Consider the following 13,516-nt stretch of genomic DNA (forward strand, 5'->3'; position numbering starts at 1 on the left):
GCTTCCTCCAATTGATCGCGCAGGAAAGCGCGGACGCTGTCGACCGGGATGCGGCGGGCGCGCCCGATCTTGATGCTGGGGAGTTCGTTCGAGCGGATGAGGTCGTAGACCTTGAAGCGGCTGAGGCGCAGGGCCTTCATGACCTCAGGAACGGTCAGGGCTTCGGGAGTTGTGGGTACGGCGGTGAGCACGCAGACCTCCAGGAGGGGAAGGGGCCCGCCCGGGCCCCTTGAAGTCCGCTACTTCCGCTACCTCCGCTACCTCGCAGGTCAGGGGCCTGTCGGAGGTAGCGGGAAGGGGTAGCGGTAGCGGATGGGTAGCGGCGCGGTAGCGGGAAGCGGGGTCGCTTCCCGCTACCGGATCGCTGCTGGTCAGGCCGTGTTTTCGGTGCCTGGTAGCGGAGGTAGCGGACCTTCCGGGGGCGGCGGGCAGTAGCGCGCCCACGCGTCGGTGAGATCGGCCGCGTAGTAGCCCTTGAGGACGCTCCCGGCGGTCTTGATGTTGCGGGAGGCGATCGGCTCGTTGTCCGCCGTCATGTACTCGGAGAGCATCCGGGACAGACGCCGGTTGTCGAGCGGCTTGCCGTTGAGGTCGGCCCAGGGGGCGTCGTCGAGGGCGTTGAGCCGGTCGAGGATGGCGATGGTGGGCAGGCGGTCGATGCCGACCATGACGTGGTCGCGCAGGTCGGTCAGGAGGCGGATGCCGAGGCTGCCTTTGTCGTTGACGCGGGACGCGTTGACGAACGCGAGGCAAGCTTCCCGGGCGCGGTCGGGCCAGTGTCCACCGGCTGCGTCCGCGACGGCGATCAGGGGTTCCCACACGTCGGCGGGCCGGTCGGCCACGCCGTCGGGCAGCTCCGGGAACACGCTGGTGACTTGTTCCTGAACGCTCTCGGCCCACTTGGCGAGGCGGTCACGGAGCTTGTTCCCCTCGGCCACGTGGAGGCGTGTCCGGAAGGGCTCGACCTTCTCGTTGCGCGCCCGTCGGCGCATCCGGACGATGACGGCCCGGGTCGTGATCGTGTCCGGCAGATTGCCGAGTCCCGCGACGGCCACCGCGCAGAACGAAGGGAAGCCCTGCACCTGCTGGTTGGAGCCGTCCCCGACGCACCGGTACATGGGGCGCCCACGTGAGTGTCCGGCGTTGAGGAACCCTCGGAGTTGTTCGTTCTCTCCGGCCTTTGGGCCGAAGACGGTGTCAATCTCGTCGTACAGGATCGTGGGCCGCCCGCCGTCGATGCCGGAGACAGACCGGAACAGGGCGGCGGCGGACGCGTCCACGGCCGCCATGGAACGCGGCACGAGCGTTTCCACCACTTCCAGGGCCCGAGACTTGCCTGACCCCGGCTCGGGGGACAGGAACGCGAGCCGCGGGGTGGAGTCGAACGCGTCGAGCAGGTGGGCGTGTGCGTCCCACAGGGTGACCGCGACGTATCCGGCTTCGGTGGGGAAGATGTTGAAGCGGCGGTGGAAGGCTTCCACCTCGTCGAGCAGCGCGGCGCCGTCGATGGGGTCGGTCATGCGGCGGCCCTTCCTTCCTGGGGAACGCGCAAGGGGCACGTGCTGCGGTGGGCGGCGTGGTCCTCGATGAGGGCGAGGACGCGGTGTCGGCCGATGGCTGAGCGGTCGCGTCCGCACTCGCAGCGCGAGGTGGCGGTGGGTACGGCGTCGCGTGGGGCGCAGATGTGCAGCCAGGCGACCGGATAACGCCCGTCGGGGCGAGGTGACTTGGCCGGGTGCGGGTCAGGGCGAAGAGCTGGAATGACGCCTTCGGCGCCGCCCTTCGGGGCGCCCACGGCCGCAGTGTCCGCAGGCTGTGGAGCGGCCAGCGGCCGAGTGGCGGTGGAGGTAAGGCTTTTCAGGGGAGGGGGGACGCTCACGCCGCCTCCCGAGGCCGGGCCGTACGGATCGACCAGTCCAGGGCGCTGCGCAGGGTGGAGCGGCACTCGTGCGGCTTGAGGCCCGCCGACTCTCCCGCCACCTGAAAAGCCTCCTCGACCTCGTGACGGGGGATGTCGCCCCAGGCCACGAACCGCCCCATGGCGCGGGCGGACTTGAACAGGGTGGCTTCCCGCTGGCCCTCGACCGCCGCCGCGACGCCCGCGCTCTCCCGTTCCAGGGCGACCTGGGCGCACCGCGAGGCGTTCCGGGCCGGAGCGATCGAGGGCGCCGGGCGGGACGGGGCGGGCGCTCGCAGAGTGACCAGCAGCCAGGCCGGAAGCTCCGTGACCGGGATCGGGGCGATGACCTCGTACGCGCCCTGGGCGGTGATGCTGCCTGAGCCGACGACGTAGCCACCCCACGCTCGCGTGTCGACCAATGCGCCGAGCGAGCCTGCCGTGTTGGCCAGACGGATACCGGTCGGGGCGGTGAAGTAAAGGTGCTCTCCACCACTCGCAGTCCGCACCCGGTAGGTATCGGGCACCGGCTGTCCGACGCGCTCGCAGAGCGCCTTGAAGGTCGTCGCCCCGTCAGGGGCGTCCGAAGTGCCCTTGTCCTTCGGCACGTCGAGGTCGACGACCAGTAGCCCGGAAGGGCCGGTGGCGATGCCGACGTTGAACGCGTCCGTCGACCACGCGGCGCGGATGCGGTCAGGGTCGAGGGTGGCGCGCTGCTCCCACTTCGCGTGCCCGCTGACGCACGGTCCGGTGCGGGGGCAGGTGGCCTCGCCGTGCAGGGCGGGGCGCTTGGTGTCGGGGCGGAGCGGGAAGACGTGCCAGCCGCGCTCGGCGGCGCTCAGGGCGGCGTCCAGGAGGGACGCTCGCGGATTGTCGGGGGATTGGGTCATGCTGGGGACCTCCAACAGGTCTGTGATGGGCTGGTTGGCCGGGGCGACCGCAGTTCTTTGGCGAGAGAGCGGTCGCCCCGGGTGTGTCTGGACATGGGCAGGGCGAGGCAAGGCCGTTCGGCGGCCAGCCGTCGCTTTCTGGTTCCAGGATCTGGAGAATCACCGGTTTCGGTAACCGGGACTTCGCCCCTACAATCCGCCCGCCCTGCGGCCTCAACCAGGCGGCAGCGAGCCGCTGATACGAGGCAACAAGCAGGAGCAAGATGGAGGCTCGGAGTGTCCGAGCAAGTTGTAGGCGAAGACACTCTTCGCCGTGGGGTCTTCGCCCCGGGGGTGGCGAAGGCGGGGCCCGGGCCGTCGCTACGCGTCGGTGCCGGTGGCGTGGGCGGTGTAGCCGGGGCACTCGTACTGCTCGCAGTCGCAGCCGAGGCACTCGTTGCAGATCTCACCGCCGCACTCGTCGCAGCCCTGGTGGCCCCGGCATCCGTAGTCGGCGCATGCGTCGCAGTACGTTTCGTCGTCCATGCGGGTCCCTCTCAGCTGTGGAAGTGGCTGCGCTTGAAGATGGCCTTGCGGATGTTCACGACCGTTCCGCCGTCCTTGCCGCCGCCGAGGACCTGGGCGGCGATCCAGCCGCCGAAGATGACGGCGGCGAGGATGATGAGCTGCTGCACGAGCGCGGCGAGGGCGGTGATGAACGTGGTGAGCACCAGGAGGCCGCCGCAGGCGGCGGCGAAGCCGATGCCGCCGAGTGCGACGTTCACCGCCGTACGCGACACCGCGGGCTTCGCGGAGTGCGGTTCGGGCTTGGCGGGCTCGATGGCGTAGCCGGTGACGGCGCGGCCGTCGGGGAGCACGATGGTCTGCACCGTGGGCACCTGGCCCGGCTGAACGGGCACGAGCGGAGCGGCCTGAACGACGTGGATCGGGGCCGGTTGATGGGCCGCCAGGGACTGTTGGAGCCGGTCGGGCGTGGAGTGTTCGGGGAGCACGCGGAATCCCTTCCGAGCGGGGTTCGGGGAGGTTGAGGCACCCCCCTTGTGGGCATGTGTGGAGGGGTGTTTCGGGGGCTGACCTGGGGTGCCTCCCCGCCTCCCCGCAGTGATGTTTGTGCTGATCAGTGCGGGGAGGCGGGCCTGGGGAGGTGGTTGGGGAGTTCTCCCCGCCTCCCCGCGCCCGGGGCCGTTCCTCCCCGCTACCTGGCGGTGGAAGCGGAACCGTCTGTGTCGCGGTTGGCGAGCGCCCGGGCGACGTCGTCGGCGCGGACGACCATGACCCCGTGGGACTTCTTCGGCTCCTCGCCGTGCTCTTCGAGCAGCCGCTTTAGGCGGCCGTTGTTCCACGCGCGGTAGACGGCCGCGTCCAGGGCGTGCAGCCGCTTCAGGACCTCGTCCGTACGCATCCGCGCGGCGTCGCCGATGACAGCCGCGATGTCGGCGAGCGGGTCGCGCTCATCGCGCTCGATGACGCGCAGGGTCGTTGCCCCGTCGCGCAGGGCCTTGGCACGCTCCGCGATCTCGGCGGCCGGGTCGTCGTCGATGAAGTGCGTGCGCACCGTGATCGATGCCTGTCCCTTGGGCTTGTCGATGCCGTCGGAGGCGACCACGAGCGTTCCCTTGTCCAGGCCCATGCGCAGCAGGTGCGGCGCTGCGCCGCCGTCGATGGCCTTGTCTCCGAGCGCCATGCGGGCCTGGGACTCGGTGCCCAGGACGAGGGAGGCACGGGTGTGGGCGCCCTCGCGGACCAGCTTGGGAAGGTTCTGGTCGGTCGGGTCCTGCGTTCCCTGCCACATCATGACGTCGACCGCGCGGCCCTGGTTGTGGATCCTGCGGACGGCCATGAAGTACCGGGAGGTGGCCTTGGACCCGCCGTAGGGGCGCTTGTCGTCGCCGACGACCGGACACATGAACGCGAGCTGCGCTTCGTCGACCACGACGAACAGCGGCGGGAACACAACGGTGGGATCTTGTCGGCGCGCCTCGATCCGCTGGTTCATCTCCTCCACCGCGTCCTCGACCATTTCGGTCGCCTGGATGACGTGCTCGTCGGAGGGGCCTTCGATCAGGACCTGGGCGATGCCGTCGAACATGGCCCAGTCGCCCACACCCTTGAGATCGGCGATCCAGAACTGCACCGACCGGTCCAGCGCGAGCCACAGCGCGAGAGCACGAAGAGCAGCGGTCTTGCCCTGGTTCGACGTGCCGGTGACGAGCAAGTGGCGCTGGTACAGGCTCAAGTTCGCGCCGTCGCCGCGCAGGTCCTGGCCCCAAGGTGCCTTGCCGGTCTTGTAGTCGGCGGTCATCGTCTCGTCGGTGACCAGTGGGGACGGGCCGATCGGCTCGTCCAGCGCACCCGAGTCAGCGATCCACAGCCTCACCGTGCGGGCGGCCTCGGGGAGGGTGATGAACACCTCGTGCTCGTGCCGGGACAGGTTCTCGGCCAGCTTGCGCCGCCGGTCCTGCACCTCAACCGTCGACACCCCCGACGGGAGCGTGACATCGACTTCGACACCGCATCCGGCCATCCGGATCGGCCCGAGCATGCTCGCCCCGGCGTCGCCCATCTCCTTGATGGCGTTCCTGAGCTGTGCGACGCCTAGGTCGCGCAGGGCCTTGACCACGATCGACGGGGTAATGGGCTCGCCTTCGGTGCTCCGGACGTTGGCCGGCAGGGCCCAGTTCGGGGCGGCCTGCTGCTTGCGGCCGACGGCCCACAGGGCGAGCAGGGCGAGGAACGGGCCGATCGTGATCAGCGGACCCCACACCACCTGCACGATCGTGATGAGGAGCCGGATGAACTCGATCACGGCCATCAGCGGGGTGACGACGTCGGCGAAGTCCTCGTTGGCGATGGCCAGCACGACCCCGAGCGCGATCAGGCCACCGATGCCCATGCCGGTTCCGACCAAGGCGCCCTTGGCGGCGTCGACGGGAGCAGTGAGCAGGTCCATGCGGCGGCGGTGGCGCGCCTCGCGGAAGCGCTGCAACCGCTCTTCCCACTCGGCGCCCACCTCGTAGTTGCCCTGGGCCTCGGCGGCGCGGAGCATGCGCTCGTAGCGGGCGCCGGTACGGCCGTCCCACGCCCGGCGTCCCATGATCCGGGTGCCGCCGACCACGTACATGGAGTGCCGAACCGCCAACCGGCCTGCGTTCGCGGTGTGGTCGTGCGTCGCGGCCCGCTTGATGGCCTTGCCGGAGCGCACCCACAGTGGCACTCGCTTGGCGGGGGCGTCGGGCACCACGGTCAGGGTGGTCACGGACGCCTCGGGGGACGGGGGTTCGGGGGTTTTGTGGAGCTGGACGACGTTCTCACTCATGCTGAGGGTCTCCTGACTGCCCTGAGAGGGGCGGGAGTTAGGGAGGCGTCGGGGTGGCCGGGTCCGTGGCAGGTACGGCCACCCCGACGAGCAGCCGCGGGCAGGTCAGCGGCAGTGCCGTGCGCGGTTCTCCGCGCGGCTGAGCTGGGACAGTTCGGTGCGCGGAGCGTTCTCGTACCAGCAGAACGGGCGGATGCCGTCGGAAGCCTTGAAGACGCGAATGGCGGCACCGGCCGGGGCGTGAGGCAGCGGGTAGACGCGGCCACGTTCCAGGCTGGCCAGGAGGCGCGCGGCGTGGTGCTCGCAGCCGTCCGCCCCCGCGTTCTGCGCGTCCAGCACGGTCACGACGACCGGACCGGCGCAGGCCGTGGGGTCTTCCGGGTGGGCGGCGGGGCAGCGGTGGTCCATGCTCACCACCAGCCCGACGTCTTCTTGGGCACCCGGTTGGGGCAGCCGTTGCGCATGTGGTCGACGCACTGCGGGCAGTCCTCGCGGGGGCCGAGCTGGCGGTGTGCGCGCCGGTCGTGGGCGTGCTGCCAGCACTGCGGGCACTCGCCGGGCGGCGTGGCCGTGGCGGACACGGTCACCACCAGCCCGAGGACTTCTTGGCCGCCTTGGCGGTGGCGGCCTCGGTCACGAGCCGCGCCCGCTCGGTCTGCAGGGCGGTGATCTCGGCGGTGAGGCGGATCTGCGCCGAGTTCCAGGCGGTCTCCGCCTTGGTCTCGGCGCGGCTGGTGCTCTTGTTCTTCGCGACCCGGTACGAGCCGCTGACCACGGCGGACAGGACCTGGCGCCGCTCGGCACCGGTCAACGGCCACAGCTCACGCTCCTGGACCGCTTCGAGCTTGCGCGTCAACGCCTGGATCTCACGGTCCAGACGACGGGTGTTGGGCTTACCCATGGAGTTCTCTCCTCTCGCGGTCTGGTCAGAGCTGGTTGGGCTCGATGGAGAAGAACACGACGTTGGCGTTGGTCAGCTCCGGGTTCTGCCTGGCGACCTCGTCCTTGATGGCCATGAAGGCGTCGTAGCGGGTCCAGTTGGACGGCGGCGTGAACGCCCCGTGCGACGTGGTGGACATCCGGCCGGGAAGCTCCAGGGTGAGGACCCAGCAGTGGGAGCCCTGAGCCTGGACAGCGGTGCCGGTGGTCTTCTGGGTGTGCGTGGGCACGGTCAATCTCCTTGGCTGGTCAGGGGGTTCAGGCGGCGCGCTGTTCTTCGTTCTGGTGGCAGTGCAGGCACATGCCGAGGGAGGTCGGCAGGCAGTAGCTGTAGGTGATCCGGCAGACGGGGCAGGTGCGGCGGGCGAGCATCGCCAGCGCGAGCGCGCCCCACTTCCGCGACGTCATCGGCCGGACCGGCTTGGCGAGGTCGACGCGGTACAGGTAGGCCACGGCGACGCCCGCCTTGCGGCGGCGCGAGACGCGCATGAGCTGCGCCGCTACCGGCTGGCCGCCCGGCCGTAACCCCAGCTCGCGGAGCTGGCGGCGGGTGGCGTAGCCGTCCGGGGCGTACCGCCACGGGTAGGTCGGGATGCCGTGGCGGGCGCCGGTCGGGTCGAAGCACTTGCCGTAGGCGGTCATGAGGCGGTCTCAAGGCCGCGCTCGGCCCGCAGGGTCTCGCGCAGCGTGCGGGCGTTCGCAGGCGAGGTGTGAACCTCACGGCGGATGCCCTCGGCGGTCAGCTTCCCCTCCGGCCAATCGACCGTCGCGGCCCGCGCCTCGGCGAGCAGTTGATCCGGCGTCCGCCGGGGTCGAGGCGATCGGGCGACCTCCGGGACCCGACCGGTCGCCCGACGCGATCGGGTCGACTCGGCGGCCAGCGCACGCGTCTCGATCGAGGCGACCGGGGCCGACTCGATCGTGGGCAGCGGCTTGACCGATCCGGCCGACTTCAGGAAGTCCACCGGCACCGGTCGGGGCAGCCGAGTCAGGTCCACAGTGACCGGCTCGGCGGTCGATTCGCCCAGGTCAGCCGTAGACCGTTTCCTCTCGGTCTCGGTAGATTCCTCCGCATTCGCGTCCGGTGTCGGGACGGTCTCGGTCGGGCCCCAGACCGGCAGGTCCCAACCAGGGGTAACCCGATCCGTGACGCTCGTGAGTGCCCGACTGGTCGACTCGCCCTCACGGGCCTTCTCCAGGGTCGACCACGCCTTTGCCAGATCGCTGGCGGTCTGCGCCTGGACGCGGGCGACGCGCGCTCCGGCCTCGGTAACGGCCGTCAGTCGAGTCTCCTCGGCACCGGCCTGGGCCCGCAGTCGGGCACGGGCAACGGCGGCTTGGTCGCGGGCGTCCTGGCGGATCGATCGGATCGACTCCAGGGCCGCACCGGTCAGAGCGGTGCGCTCCCACAGCCCGTGCACCAGCCACAGCGCCTTAGCGCCCAGCGGCAGCCAGGAGACAGCAAGCCACGCTGCCGTCGACTCCTCGACCGTGAGCGCGTGCGCGACCAGAACGCCGGTCGCGAGCAGGCCGAAGCACCAGCCGACGGCCGTGACCGTGCGGTTGTGGTCGCCCTGGGCGGCGAGGCGGCGTTCGTAGGCGAGATCGGCCAGCCATCCCCCGTCAAGACCCAGGCCGACGACGAGCGCGATCCACCACGGCATCGCACTGCCCAGCCACATCACGACCACGGCGAGGGTGAGCACCATAGAAACTGCCGTCATCGCGGCGGCGGGCAGCATCGTCTTGGCCCTCATGCCGCACCCCCGAGCGCGATCAGGATGGCGAGGATGAGGAGGCCGCCGCCGATACGGGTCAGGTCCACCGCGCGACGCAGGCCGGTGAACTTCCTGACCGCGATCCGGGAGAGACCGGCGATGTCCTCGGCCGGGTCGGTCGCCACGGTGGCGCGGATCTGCTCGGCGTTCAGCCGGGCCCACAGCGGGAAGCCGTGGTCACCGCCCAGGTTGGGGCGGACCGAGGCGAGCAGGAGACCGGCGGCGCCGACGAGGAGCGCCATGCCGACCAGCCCGGGTACGAGCGTGTAGACGGTCAGGGGCAGGTCCTTGCCCGCGCTCCACGTACCGGCGAGCACCGCGCCGATGAACGCGAGCAACAGGCCAGTCTTCGTGTCGGTCCGCGTGATCTCCGCCTTCACCTCAGCGTGCGCGGCCTTCAACTGCGTCTCGGTGGCGCTCACGCCGCACCGCCCAACTGGACCGAGGCGACGGCCGTGTTGGCCAGGTCGCGGCGGGCGGCGAGCACCCGGCGGCGGGCGCGGCGGATGCGGCGCTCGTCCAGCTCGTTCGGGGCGCGGTCGAGGGTGACGATCAGCGCGTCGAGCAGGTCGACACCGGCCAGGATGACCGGCATCTCCCGCTCGACCGCGTTCAGCTCCGCAGCCGTGGGCTCGCGGTCGAGCAGGTCGACGGTAACGACCGTCTGACGTGCAGCGATGTCCTTCATGGGTCGTGTTCTCCCTAGCAAGCGAGCAACGGCCCTACCGCGCCCCCGGAGTTGCAGCTCCGGGGGCGCTCGCCGTTGAGGTCGGACGATCCGGCTCCCCTCAGCCCCGCCCGTACGACTCGCCCCGCAGGGCGGCCGGACGGGCAGAGGAGGCAACCGGCGCGGCGCTAGCCGCCGCGAGTCGGTGGAAGATGACCGGCCGCCCGCCAGGCCCGAGGGCACTGACGCGCGAGGAACTGAGCGGCGCCGCCCTGCCGGTCTGTCATGGCGACGCCCACGTATGTAACTGGCTCACTTCTTCGACTCCTTCAGGTCGCTGAACAGGGGATATGCACTGCAAGGGGGACCTCGTCCCCACTCTCCGGCCGTTGCTCGCGGTCGCCGGGCCACCTCGCCAGTACGGGGCAAAGCCCCTGTTCTGCCTGGCCTTCAGCGGGATTGCAGCGTCCCCGCCTTCTGCGGCTGAGCGGCGCGTGGTGGCCCGCTCCTTTGCACACCGAGAATCGGGAGCGATCCCTCATCTGGTGCGCACCAATAGGTTGACATCTGGTGCGCACCAGAGTCAAGCGGTCTCGTCGATACGAGTGGTGATCGCTCGCCTCGGTGCACATCCAGAAGACCTCTGCGGGCATGGGTCCCGGTAGCCAACAGCCCTTAACACCAGTTGGGTTAAGGGCTGTTGACCTGCGGGGATGTGAGGCATGCTGGGTAAGTCAGCGAGTGGACCTATCCCCGGGCGGTGGCCTGTGAGTTCGGGACTACGAGATGCGCGCAAGGCGCGCGGCTGGTCGCAGGAGCGGCTGATTCACGAGATCGAGCGGTACGCCCGACAGCACGTCACCGACGTTGCTTCGACCGCGAGTTTGCGGGTGTACGTCTCCGAGTGGGAGAACGGCAAGCGCACCATCTCGGACCGCTACGCGGCGATCCTCCGCCCGCTGCTCGGCTGTACGGACGAGGAGCTGCGGGGGCGAGGGGCCGTTGCGCCGGTGCTGCCGATGGCGGACGGGTACGACGAACTCCTGAGCCGAATCGACGCCGCCAGAAGCGTCAGCGCGGACATGGTCGACGCGTTCAACGACCAGACAGAGCTTCTGCGGAAGATGGACCGAAGTAGGGGTGCGGCCCACCTCGTTGACCGCATGACGGCGCACCTCGGCGACCTCGAAGAGGCGCTGAACTTCGCGGTCCTCCCCAATGCGCGCAAGCCCGTAGCCCTGGCGTTGGCTGGTGCCTCAACGCTCGCCGCGTGGCAAGCGATCGACTCGGGTGCCATCGAACGCGCCTGGCAGCATTATGAGTTGGCGAAGCGAGCCGCACACGATGCCGAAGCCCCGATGTACCTGGCCCATGCGAAGGCAGAGCAGGCGTACGTGCTCAGCGAGGCCGGGCGGCCGGCACTCGGGTTGGAGCTGGTTCGGGATGCTCAGCGCTCTCTCGGCTTGGCTGGGTCTCCGCGCCTTCGCGCATGGCTCCATTCCGCCGAGGCTGAGCTGTGCGCTCACGTCGGCCTGGGCGACGACTGCCGCCGCGCGCTTGAAGCGGCGGGGGCGGCCATCCCGGCCGGGCCCGAGGATCGTGACCCGGACATGCTGAGCATCTTCTTGAACGACGCGCACCTCAGCCGGTGGCGCGGAAACGTCCTCGCGCTGCTCGGCGACGGTGAGGCTGTGACCAGCCTGTATGGCGCGCTGGAAGTGGTAGATCCGACGTTCGTGCGCGCACAGGCTGGCCTCCACTCCGACCTCGTCCAAGCGCACCTGGCACGCGAGGAGTACGACGAGGCTCAGACCCACCTGCGACAGGCGCGACTCCTGGCGAGCCGCACCGGTTCGGTGCGGCAGCGCCGTCGGGTCGACATGCTCAGCTCGAAGCTGTGAGTCCCGGCTTGCCGCGGTTCGCCAGGATGTGGAGCAGGGCGACGAGGGTGCCCGAGCCCAGCAACTGGCCACGGGCCATCAGGGCGGGGATGTCGGCCAGCGGCACCCACTCGATGTGCCCGGCTTCCTCCAGGTCGGTCGGTTCGCCGACCTGTTCAGCTCCGTGCGCGACGAAGATGTCGTGAGGCGAGTCGACCATGCCGACCATGGGCTGATACGAAGCGATGCGCTCCACCGACTTCGGGCGCCATCCCGTCTCTTCGACGACCTCGCGCACGGCGGTGTCCGCAGCGTCCTCGCCCTCGTCGACGATCCCGCCCGGAAGCTCCCAACCGAACTGCTGCGGTACGAAGCGGTACCGCCACATCATCAGCACCCGGTCCTGATCATCCAGAACGGCGGTGACGGCGACGTGGTGGAGCTTCACCACGTGGTGCTCGAAGCGCTCCATGCCGGGCGGCTCCACGTCCCAGAGCTGAAGCTTGACCCAGCGGTTGTCGTACAGGTCGCGCTCGCCGTGGATACGCCAGGGTTCCAGCCCCTCGGGCTCGGTGACGCTCACGCCTCCGGGTACCCGGTAGGAACTCCGCCCGAAGACCTCTAGGGCACCCTCGGACACGAGTCGCGCCAGCACCTGCCGCAGCGCCGTACGGCGGACAGGAATGCCGGGATCATCTTCAAGCGTGCGCTCCGACGGGATCTTCTCGCCCGGGGCGTATTCGCCTGAAGCGATGCGCGCGAGGATCGTCTCGTAGGCGGTTGTCGAGTTCGGTCCCATCCGAGGGGCACTCTCCGTCCTGAGGTGGCGCGTACCAGCGTATTGGACCAGCTTCACACAGCCTCCAGGTTGGGCTTCATCTGCGGTAGTAGCGGGGTGCAGCAAGCCCATCGCTGACATCAGCTGCTGACATCAACACGGGCGTACAACGACGCACAGCGGCGACCTTGGCGGCCGTTCCACGGGTGGTGGCGTGCCCGCCGTACGTGACGTTCAAGTGATCCAAAACGACGGCGCACCCGCCTACGGATCAGAAGGTTGCAGGTTCGAATCCTGCCGAGTGCACAGCCTGAGAGGTCCCGGACGAGAGTCCGGGGCCTCTTTTGTTGTCTGCGTCTGTCTGTCGGCAGGTGCTGTGTTGTCAGTGGTGGGGAGCATGCTGGGGGTATGGCGTGGGCTTGTGCGGGGGTTCGGTGGGTTGAGGGGCGGCCGGAGCTGCGGTGGTTCGGGGTGGGGCGGGGTGAGCGGGGGAGTGTGCTCGGGTTCGGGCTGGAGTTGGCGTTCGTGGCGCGGGGGGTGCGGTGCTGTGTCGGGGTGTGGAGAGCGGGGCGGCGTACGCCGTGTCCGACCGGGGCGGAGGTGCCGGGGCGGGGGACGCGGGACCAGTGTGCGGAGTGTGCGCGGATCGACCGCTCGTTCTCCGTCGCGGCGGACACCAACGCCGGGGACCAGCGGCCGTACGCCGTGTATCTGGCGTGGTTCGGGCCCGGGCTGCTGAAGGTGGGGATCACGGGGGTGCGGCGGGGGCCGGCTCGGTTGCAGGAGCAGGGGGCGGTGGCCTTCGCGTGGCTGGGGCGGGGGCCGTTGATGGCGGCACGTCGGGCGGAGGAACTGCTCGGGGCGGCGCTCAAGGTGCCGGACCGGATTCCGTACGCGCGCAAGCGGGCCGCGCGGTTCGTGCTGCCGCCGCTCGACGCGCGCGTGGCGGAGCTGCGGGACTGCCATGCGCGGGCCGTCGCGCTCACCGGCTGGCCGGAGTCCCTGGAGCGGATGGAGTTCGAACCGGTCGACCAGTCAGGGGTGTTCGGGCTCGACGGGATGGGCGAGGCCTCCGGGGTGCGGGTCGTGCGGGAGTTGGTGGACGGGGGTGGGGTCGCCGGGCGGCTCGTGGGCGCGGCCGGGCCCGATCTGTGTCTGCGGCCGAGGGACGGGGGCGGGACCGTGGTCGTGGACGGGCGGCTGCTGAGCGGCTGGCAGCTCGTCGCGGTGGATGCGGAGGGGCCGGAGGGGGCGGCTGGGGTGAGCGTGCCGGTGGATCCGCTGGTCGCGCGGGACGGGGAGAGCGGGGGTGTGCAGGGTGGGTTGTTCTGAGGCCGCCGATGCCGATGTCGATGTCGATGCCGATGCGAC

17 protein-coding genes and 1 pseudogene are annotated in these 13,516 nt (G+C 70.2%); 2 read left to right on the plus strand and 16 right to left on the minus strand.

Features of this window, described 5'->3' with window-relative positions; genetic code table 11:
* From QIT00_RS34630 to QIT00_RS34700, 15 genes and pseudogenes are all read right to left on the minus strand, one after another.
* Positions 1–191: helix-turn-helix domain-containing protein (locus tag QIT00_RS34630; RefSeq protein ID WP_282539461.1), on the minus strand; the 191-nt coding region annotated here is incomplete at its 3' end.
* A 180-nt stretch (positions 192–371) separates the two neighbouring features.
* The gene (locus tag QIT00_RS34635) at positions 372–1,520 is read right to left on the minus strand and encodes a DUF3631 domain-containing protein (RefSeq protein ID WP_282539462.1); all 1,149 of its coding nucleotides are present in this window, start codon (positions 1,518–1,520) and stop codon (positions 372–374) included.
* Positions 1,517–1,795 (minus strand): hypothetical protein, encoded by a 279-nt coding sequence (locus QIT00_RS34640; protein ID WP_282539463.1) that lies wholly within the window; start codon positions 1,793–1,795, stop codon positions 1,517–1,519. Before QIT00_RS34640 ends, QIT00_RS34635 begins: the two co-directional genes overlap by 4 nt.
* A gap of 80 nt (positions 1,796–1,875) precedes the next feature.
* Complete coding sequence (locus QIT00_RS34645; RefSeq protein WP_282539464.1) at positions 1,876–2,787, minus strand: bifunctional DNA primase/polymerase; 912 nt, start codon at positions 2,785–2,787, stop codon at positions 1,876–1,878.
* A gap of 360 nt (positions 2,788–3,147) precedes the next feature.
* Positions 3,148–3,312 carry a hypothetical protein gene (locus QIT00_RS34650; protein ID WP_282539465.1) on the minus strand — a complete coding sequence of 55 codons (165 nt, stop codon included), beginning with the start codon at positions 3,310–3,312 and terminating at the stop codon, positions 3,148–3,150.
* 11 nt (positions 3,313–3,323) lie between these two features.
* Positions 3,324–3,779, minus strand: coding sequence for a hypothetical protein (locus QIT00_RS34655; protein WP_282539466.1), 456 nt, complete (start codon positions 3,777–3,779; stop codon positions 3,324–3,326).
* Positions 3,780–3,982: 203 nt separating this feature from the next.
* Positions 3,983–6,103 (minus strand): FtsK/SpoIIIE domain-containing protein, encoded by a 2,121-nt coding sequence (locus QIT00_RS34660; protein ID WP_282539467.1) that lies wholly within the window; start codon positions 6,101–6,103, stop codon positions 3,983–3,985.
* A 105-nt stretch (positions 6,104–6,208) separates the two neighbouring features.
* A complete protein-coding gene (locus tag QIT00_RS34665; protein WP_282539508.1) occupies positions 6,209–6,511 on the minus strand; it encodes a hypothetical protein in 303 nt (100 codons plus the stop codon).
* Between the two features lie 2 nt (positions 6,512–6,513).
* Complete coding sequence (locus tag QIT00_RS34670) at positions 6,514–6,693, minus strand: pRL2-8 (RefSeq protein WP_282539468.1); 180 nt, start codon at positions 6,691–6,693, stop codon at positions 6,514–6,516.
* Positions 6,687–7,004, minus strand: coding sequence for a hypothetical protein (locus QIT00_RS34675; protein WP_282539469.1), 318 nt, complete (start codon positions 7,002–7,004; stop codon positions 6,687–6,689). The genes QIT00_RS34670 and QIT00_RS34675 overlap by 7 nt, the downstream gene beginning before the upstream one ends.
* 25 nt (positions 7,005–7,029) lie before the next feature.
* Positions 7,030–7,272, minus strand: coding sequence for a hypothetical protein (locus QIT00_RS34680; protein ID WP_282539470.1), 243 nt, complete (start codon positions 7,270–7,272; stop codon positions 7,030–7,032).
* Positions 7,273–7,300: 28 nt separating this feature from the next.
* Positions 7,301–7,684 carry an RRQRL motif-containing zinc-binding protein gene (locus tag QIT00_RS34685; RefSeq protein WP_282539471.1) on the minus strand — a complete coding sequence of 128 codons (384 nt, stop codon included), beginning with the start codon at positions 7,682–7,684 and terminating at the stop codon, positions 7,301–7,303.
* A gap of 445 nt (positions 7,685–8,129) precedes the next feature.
* Positions 8,130–8,799 (minus strand): annotated as a pseudogene (locus QIT00_RS39095) (protein spdB); the annotation flags it as partial.
* A complete protein-coding gene (locus QIT00_RS34695; protein WP_282539473.1) occupies positions 8,796–9,242 on the minus strand; it encodes a Pycsar system effector family protein in 447 nt (148 codons plus the stop codon). The pseudogene QIT00_RS39095 and the gene QIT00_RS34695, both read right to left, overlap by 4 nt.
* Complete coding sequence (locus tag QIT00_RS34700; protein ID WP_282539474.1) at positions 9,239–9,508, minus strand: DUF6284 family protein; 270 nt, start codon at positions 9,506–9,508, stop codon at positions 9,239–9,241. The genes QIT00_RS34695 and QIT00_RS34700 overlap by 4 nt, the downstream gene beginning before the upstream one ends.
* A gap of 746 nt (positions 9,509–10,254) precedes the next feature.
* Between QIT00_RS34700 and QIT00_RS34705 the strand changes: the two genes are divergently transcribed.
* Complete coding sequence (locus tag QIT00_RS34705; RefSeq protein WP_282539475.1) at positions 10,255–11,388, plus strand: helix-turn-helix domain-containing protein; 1,134 nt, start codon at positions 10,255–10,257, stop codon at positions 11,386–11,388.
* Here the strand turns inward: QIT00_RS34705 and QIT00_RS34710 are convergent.
* A complete protein-coding gene (locus QIT00_RS34710) occupies positions 11,372–12,166 on the minus strand; it encodes an NUDIX domain-containing protein (protein ID WP_282539476.1) in 795 nt (264 codons plus the stop codon). The two genes, QIT00_RS34705 and QIT00_RS34710, sit on opposite strands and share 17 nt — an antisense overlap.
* A gap of 387 nt (positions 12,167–12,553) precedes the next feature.
* Between QIT00_RS34710 and QIT00_RS34715 the strand changes: the two genes are divergently transcribed.
* Complete coding sequence (locus QIT00_RS34715; protein WP_282539477.1) at positions 12,554–13,477, plus strand: DUF2797 domain-containing protein; 924 nt, start codon at positions 12,554–12,556, stop codon at positions 13,475–13,477.
* The last annotated feature ends 39 nt before the right edge of the window (positions 13,478–13,516 follow it).

Origin of the sequence: Streptomyces luteolus, assembly GCF_029968015.1 — a bacterium.
Taxonomy (GTDB): Bacteria; Actinomycetota; Actinomycetes; order Streptomycetales; family Streptomycetaceae; genus Streptomyces; species Streptomyces luteolus.